This window comes from Devosia sp., assembly GCF_036406155.1.
Classification (GTDB): domain Bacteria; phylum Pseudomonadota; class Alphaproteobacteria; order Rhizobiales; family Devosiaceae; genus Devosia_A.
In genome coordinates, this window is the sequence record NZ_DASWVV010000070.1 from 1 (window position 1) to 4,996 (window position 4,996).

The window sequence follows — 4,996 nt, forward strand, 5'->3', positions numbered from 1 at the left end:
TGACCCAGACCACGCGCACCTGCACCTTGGGATTGACGCTGCGGGCGCCGAGCGTGAACGCGTTGATGCCCTGAAGCACCTCGGGAATCGGGAACGCGGCGACGTAGCCGAGCGTGTTCGACTTCGTCATCCGGCCCGCGACCATCCCGGCGAGGTAGCGACCCTCGTAGAAGCGGGCGTTGTACGTGTTGACGTTGGGCGCGGTCTTGTAGCCGGTCGCGTGCTCGAACCTGACGTCCTTGAACTCCTCCGCGACCTTGATCGTCGGGTTCATGAAGCCGAACGACGTCGTGAAGATGATCTGGTTGCCGGCCTGTGCGAGCTGGCGGATGGCGCGCGCCGCGTCGGGCCCCTCGGCGACGTTCTCGATGAAGCTCGTCTTGACCTTGGCACCGAGCTCCTTCTCCAGCGCCAGCCGGCCCTGGTCATGCGTCCAGGTCCAGCCATGGTCGCCGACCGGGCCGACATAGACGAAGCCGATCTTCAGTGGTTCGGCGGCCTCGGCGGCGAGAGCGCAGGCGCCGAGGCCGAGGACGGCGGCAAGGCGGCGCAGGACGGACATGCGGGATTGCGTGCGACGGTGTTTCATGGATGGGCGTGCTCCGGTGAGTGCAGGGTTGGCCATCGGGCGTGGCTTCGCGTTCAGCCCGCCCGCCGATGCAATTACCTGACCACCCGGACAACTCCGCTCAAGCTCGCGCTTCTGCGCGCCGCGTCATGCCGGCGCGGCTGCAGGACGGTGCAGCGCGCCATCGCTTGGTGCATGCCGGCGCCGCCACGATGGCGCTACCATGGGCGCTGGCTTTCCGTAACAAGGCACGCACGCGATGACCGCGATCTACCTGGCCGGGCCGGACGTCTTCCGCCCCGACGCCGAAGCCCATGGCGAAACCCTCAAGGCGCTCTGCGCCGAGTTCGGCTTCGTCGGCCTCTACCCGCTCGACCACGCCCTGCCCGCCGACATCCGCGAGCCAGCCGCACAGGCCGCCTGGATCTACCGCGCCAATGTCGGCCTGATCGAGCGCGCCGACTGCGTGCTGGCCAACCTCGAACCGTTCCGCGGCAGCGAGCCGGACAGCGGCACCGCCTTCGAAGTGGGTTACGCCCTGGCCCTGGGCAAGCCGGTATATGCCTACCTCAGCGATGCCGGCGCCTACACCGAGCGCCTCGCCCGGCTGGCCCCGGAATGGCTCGGCGAGCACCCCGGCGAGGACCGCGACGGTTGGCAACTGGAGGGTTTCGGCCTGCCATTGAACCTGATGCTGGCGGTGCCTTCGCGGCTGGTCGCCGGCGGCCCGCGCGAGGCCCTGCGACGCCTCGCCGAGGAACTCGAGCGCGCCTGACATCGCGGGAAGGCCGTCGCCTAGCTGCTGGCAGATAGCCGCCGCCCGGCCCGTCGCTTGCCGGCCATAATCCTGGACAACAACGGCCCCATCCGGGAGGCCGGCCTGCAAGAGGCATCCGATGAACCGATCCAAGGGTTCCAGCAGCCGTCGTACCTTCCTGCGCCTGGCAGCCCTGCTGCTGCCCGCCGGCGCCCTGCTCGGCAGCCTGCCGGGTGTACGCGCCGCGGCCAGGCCGCGGAAACTCTATCTGGCCGGTCCCGATGTGTTCCGCGCCGACGCCGTCGCCCACGGCGAAGCACTCAAGGCACTGTGCGCACGCTACGGTTTCGAGGGCCTCTACCCGCTGGACAACGCGCTGCCGAAACAGCTCGCCGAGCCGCGCGAACAGGCGGCCTGGATCTACCGCGCCAACATCGGCCTGATCGAACGCGCCGACGCGGTGCTGGCCAACCTGAACTTCTTCCGCGGCGCCGAGCCGGACAGCGGCACCGCCTTCGAGGTCGGCTACGCCACCGCTCTCGGCAAGCCGGTCTATGGCTACGTCGACGACGCCGGCAGCTACGCCGAGCGGATCCGCCGGCACGCCCCGGAGCTGGTCGGCGAGGATCCGACCCGCGACCGCGACGGCATGGCCCTGGAAGAGTTCGGCCTGCCGCTCAACCTGATGCTGGCGGTGCCCGGCAGGATCGTCGTCGGCGACGCCGAGCAGGCCCTGCGCCAACTCGCCAGCCGGCGCCACGGCTGACCCGGCGCCGGCCGTACGACGAGAGACTCAGGGCAGGCGGGCGATACGCTCGGTGAGCAGGTCGAAGAACCCCTGGGCGTCGCCCTCGTTGATCCACTCGACGTTGGCCGGCTGCTTGAGGCCGCCGTACCAGTCGGCCACGGTCTGGCCGAAGGTGATGCCCTCGCGGCTGTCGACCTGCACGTTGATCCGCTTGCCCTTGAACAGCGAGGGCTTGAGCAGGTAGGCGACCACCGTGGCGTCGTGCACCGGGCCGCCCTTCAGGCCGTAGTACTTGATGTCGTACTGGACGTAGGCGTCGAGGATGTCGGCGACGGTCTTGCCGGCCTGGTTGCCGAGGTTGCGCAGCTTGGCGATGCGCTCGGGGCTGGTGAGGATCCTGTGGGTCACGTCGAGCGGCAGCATGGTGATCGGCGCCCCGCTCTTGAGCACGATTTCCGCCGCGTGGGGGTCGGCGAAGATATTGAATTCGGCGGCCGGGGTGATGTTGCCGCCGTTGAAGTGGGCGCCGCCCATGATCACGATCTCGCGGATGCCCTTGACGATGTCCGGGGCCTGGGTCAGGGCCAGCGCGAGGTTGGTCTCCGGGCCGAGCATGGCCAGGGTCACGCTCTTCTCCGGCGCCGCACGCAAGGTGCGGATCAGGTAGTCCACGGCGTTACCTTCGGCCAGCGGCTGCTTCGGCTCATGCACCTCGACGCCGCTGATGCCTTCGCTGCCGTGCACGTCGGCGGCGTAGATCGGCGTGCGCAGCAGCGGTCGCGGGGCGCCGGCGTAGACCGGGATATCCGGGCGCTTGCCCCACTCGCGGGCCAGCCGGGCGTTACGCGCGGTCTTTTCCAGCGGCACGTTGCCGGCGACGGTGGTCAGCGCCTGGATCTTCAGCTCCTTCGGCGAGGCCATGGCGAACAGCAGGGCGATCACATCGTCGGCGCCCGGATCGGTGTCGATGATCAGCGTCCGCGGCGATGGCGGCGCCACCGTTTCGGCAGCGGACAGAGGAAGGCTGGCGGGCATCAGCAGGGCGAGTCCTAGCAGAAGGCTGCAAAAGCGATTGCATGGGCGGGCGGCGCGTGACATGGGGCGGCTCCTGGTGGGGAATGCCACAGTCTAGCCAGTTGCGGGCCACGCGCCGACCTATGCGAACCGACAGAGGAAGCCTGGCGCCTCCTCTGTCGGCGCCCGCCTCACCCGGCGATCAGGGCGCTCGCCGCCTCGCGGTGGCGGGCGATCAGGGCGGCCAGGTCGAGGCCCTCCACGGCACCGTCGACCACTCGCCAGACGCCGCCGACCATTACCCGGTCGGCACGGTCGGCAGCGCACAGCAGCAGCGCCGAGAGCGGGTCGTGGCTACCCGAGAAGCGCAGCTCGTCGAGCTTGAACAAGGCCAGGTCGGCCTGCTTGCCGGGGGCCAGCTCGCCGATGTCGCTGCGCCCGAGCAGGCGTGCCGAGCCACGGGTTGCCCAGCCCAGGGCGAGTTCCGGGGTGATCCGCTCGGCGCCGTAGCGCAGGCGTTGCAGGTACAGGGCCTGGCGCGCCTCGAGGATCATGTTCGAGGCGTCGTTGGAAGCCGAGCCATCGACTCCCAGGCCGATCGGCGCGCCGGCCGCCTCCAGCTCCACGGTCGGGCAGATGCCCGAGGCCAGGCGCATGTTCGAACTCGGGCAATGGCAGATACCGGTGCCCGCCTCGCCGAGCCGGCGGATCTCCTCGGCGTTGAAGTGGATGCCGTGGGCCAGCCAGGTGCGCGGGCCGAGCCAGCCGACGCTATCCAGGTAGTCCACGGTGCGCAGGCCGAAGCGCTGCAGGCAGAAGTCTTCCTCGTCGAGGGTCTCCGCCAAGTGGGTGTGCAGGCGTACGTCGTGGCGCGCCGCCACTTCGGCGCTGGCGCGCATGATCTCCGGAGTCACCGAGAACGGCGAGCAGGGCGCCAGGGCGATCTGCACCCGGGCACCGTCTCCGCGCTGGTGGTAGCGGGCGATCAGTCGCTCACTGTCGGCGAGGATGGTCTCGGCTTCCTGCACCGTCTGCTGCGGCGGCAAGCCGCCGTCCTTCTCGCCAAGGCTCATCGAGCCGCGGGTGAGCATGGCGCGCATGCCCAGTTCCTCGACCACCCCGGCCTGCACGTCGATGGCCTGTTCGAGGCCGCCGGGAAACAGGTAGTGGTGGTCGGCGGCAGTGGTACAGCCGGACAACAGCAGCTCGGCCAGCGCCACCTTGGTGGCCAGTGCGAGTTTCTCCGGGGTCAGCCGCGCCCAGACCGGGTAGAGGGTCTTCAGCCAGGGGAACAGCGGCTGGTTGACCACCGGCGCCCAGGCGCGGGTGAGGGTCTGGTAGAAGTGGTGATGGGTGTTGACCAACCCCGGCAACACCACGTGCCGGCTGGCGTCGAACTGGCTGGCGCAGGGCTGCGCGGGCTGTTGGCCGGCGCCGAGCAGCTCGACGATGCGGCCGTCTTCGACGACCAGGCCGCCGGCGGCGTCGAGACCGTTGGCGGTGAAGATGGCGAGGGGATTGCGAATCCAGGTGCGGGACATGTGCGGACCTTCGTCGGATCGGCGGGCCGGCGCGAACGCTGCCGGCCCTCGGTTGATGAGAGCCAGCTCAGTGTTCACCCTGTCTGCTGATCCAGGTCCGCGGGGCGACGACGGGACGCCACGCGCGTGGCGATATCCTACAAGGGATTTCTGGAGAGGTGTAAGGCTTTCCTCCCGGTGGCGGCCGGGCGCGGTTTGATGGGGGTCAACGGACGCCTCCCGGCAGGGGCATAGAGTGGGGGACTGCATAGCTGAAAACGTAGAACGGAAGGAGTCCCGCATGAGCGAAGAACCCACTGTCAGTCCCCCCTCCCCCGAGCAACCCGCCGCGCAGCCGGCCAAGCCGGCCCGGCCAGCCGCCCGCCGCG

At 69.6% G+C, this 4,996-nt stretch carries 5 protein-coding genes; 2 read left to right on the forward strand and 3 right to left on the reverse strand.

Going from position 1 to position 4,996, the window contains the following annotated elements; genetic code table 11:
• A partial coding sequence (locus tag VGD93_RS04405) for a BMP family ABC transporter substrate-binding protein (protein ID WP_395009571.1) occupies positions 1–562 on the reverse strand: 562 nt, incomplete at its 3' end.
• Between the two features lie 265 nt (positions 563–827).
• Between VGD93_RS04405 and VGD93_RS04410 the strand changes: the two genes are divergently transcribed.
• A complete protein-coding gene (locus VGD93_RS04410) occupies positions 828–1,343 on the forward strand; it encodes a nucleoside 2-deoxyribosyltransferase (protein ID WP_003162250.1) in 516 nt (171 codons plus the stop codon).
• Between the two features lie 121 nt (positions 1,344–1,464).
• Positions 1,465–2,091 (forward strand): nucleoside 2-deoxyribosyltransferase, encoded by a 627-nt coding sequence (locus VGD93_RS04415; RefSeq protein WP_003162251.1) that lies wholly within the window; start codon positions 1,465–1,467, stop codon positions 2,089–2,091.
• Positions 2,092–2,118: 27 nt separating this feature from the next.
• Here the strand turns inward: VGD93_RS04415 and VGD93_RS04420 are convergent, their stop codons facing one another.
• Both VGD93_RS04420 and VGD93_RS04425 read right to left on the reverse strand, forming a co-directional pair.
• Complete coding sequence (locus VGD93_RS04420; RefSeq protein WP_395009574.1) at positions 2,119–3,108, reverse strand: nucleoside hydrolase; 990 nt, start codon at positions 3,106–3,108, stop codon at positions 2,119–2,121.
• Positions 3,109–3,278: 170 nt separating this feature from the next.
• The gene (locus VGD93_RS04425) at positions 3,279–4,628 is read right to left on the reverse strand and encodes an 8-oxoguanine deaminase (RefSeq protein ID WP_395009576.1); all 1,350 of its coding nucleotides are present in this window, start codon (positions 4,626–4,628) and stop codon (positions 3,279–3,281) included.
• Positions 4,629–4,996 lie beyond the last annotated feature (368 nt).

What these genes read in the sequence shown, in the direction of transcription:
- VGD93_RS04410 (WP_003162250.1), top strand. Translation starts at nt 828, where the DNA reads ATGACCGCGATCTACCTGGCCGGGCCGGACGTCTTCCGCCCCGACGCC.
- VGD93_RS04415 (WP_003162251.1), top strand. Translation starts at nt 1,465, where the DNA reads ATGAACCGATCCAAGGGTTCCAGCAGCCGTCGTACCTTCCTGCGCCTG.
- VGD93_RS04420 (WP_395009574.1), bottom strand. Translation starts at nt 3,108, where the DNA reads ATGCCCGCCAGCCTTCCTCTGTCCGCTGCCGAAACGGTGGCGCCGCCA.
- VGD93_RS04425 (WP_395009576.1), bottom strand. Translation starts at nt 4,628, where the DNA reads ATGTCCCGCACCTGGATTCGCAATCCCCTCGCCATCTTCACCGCCAAC.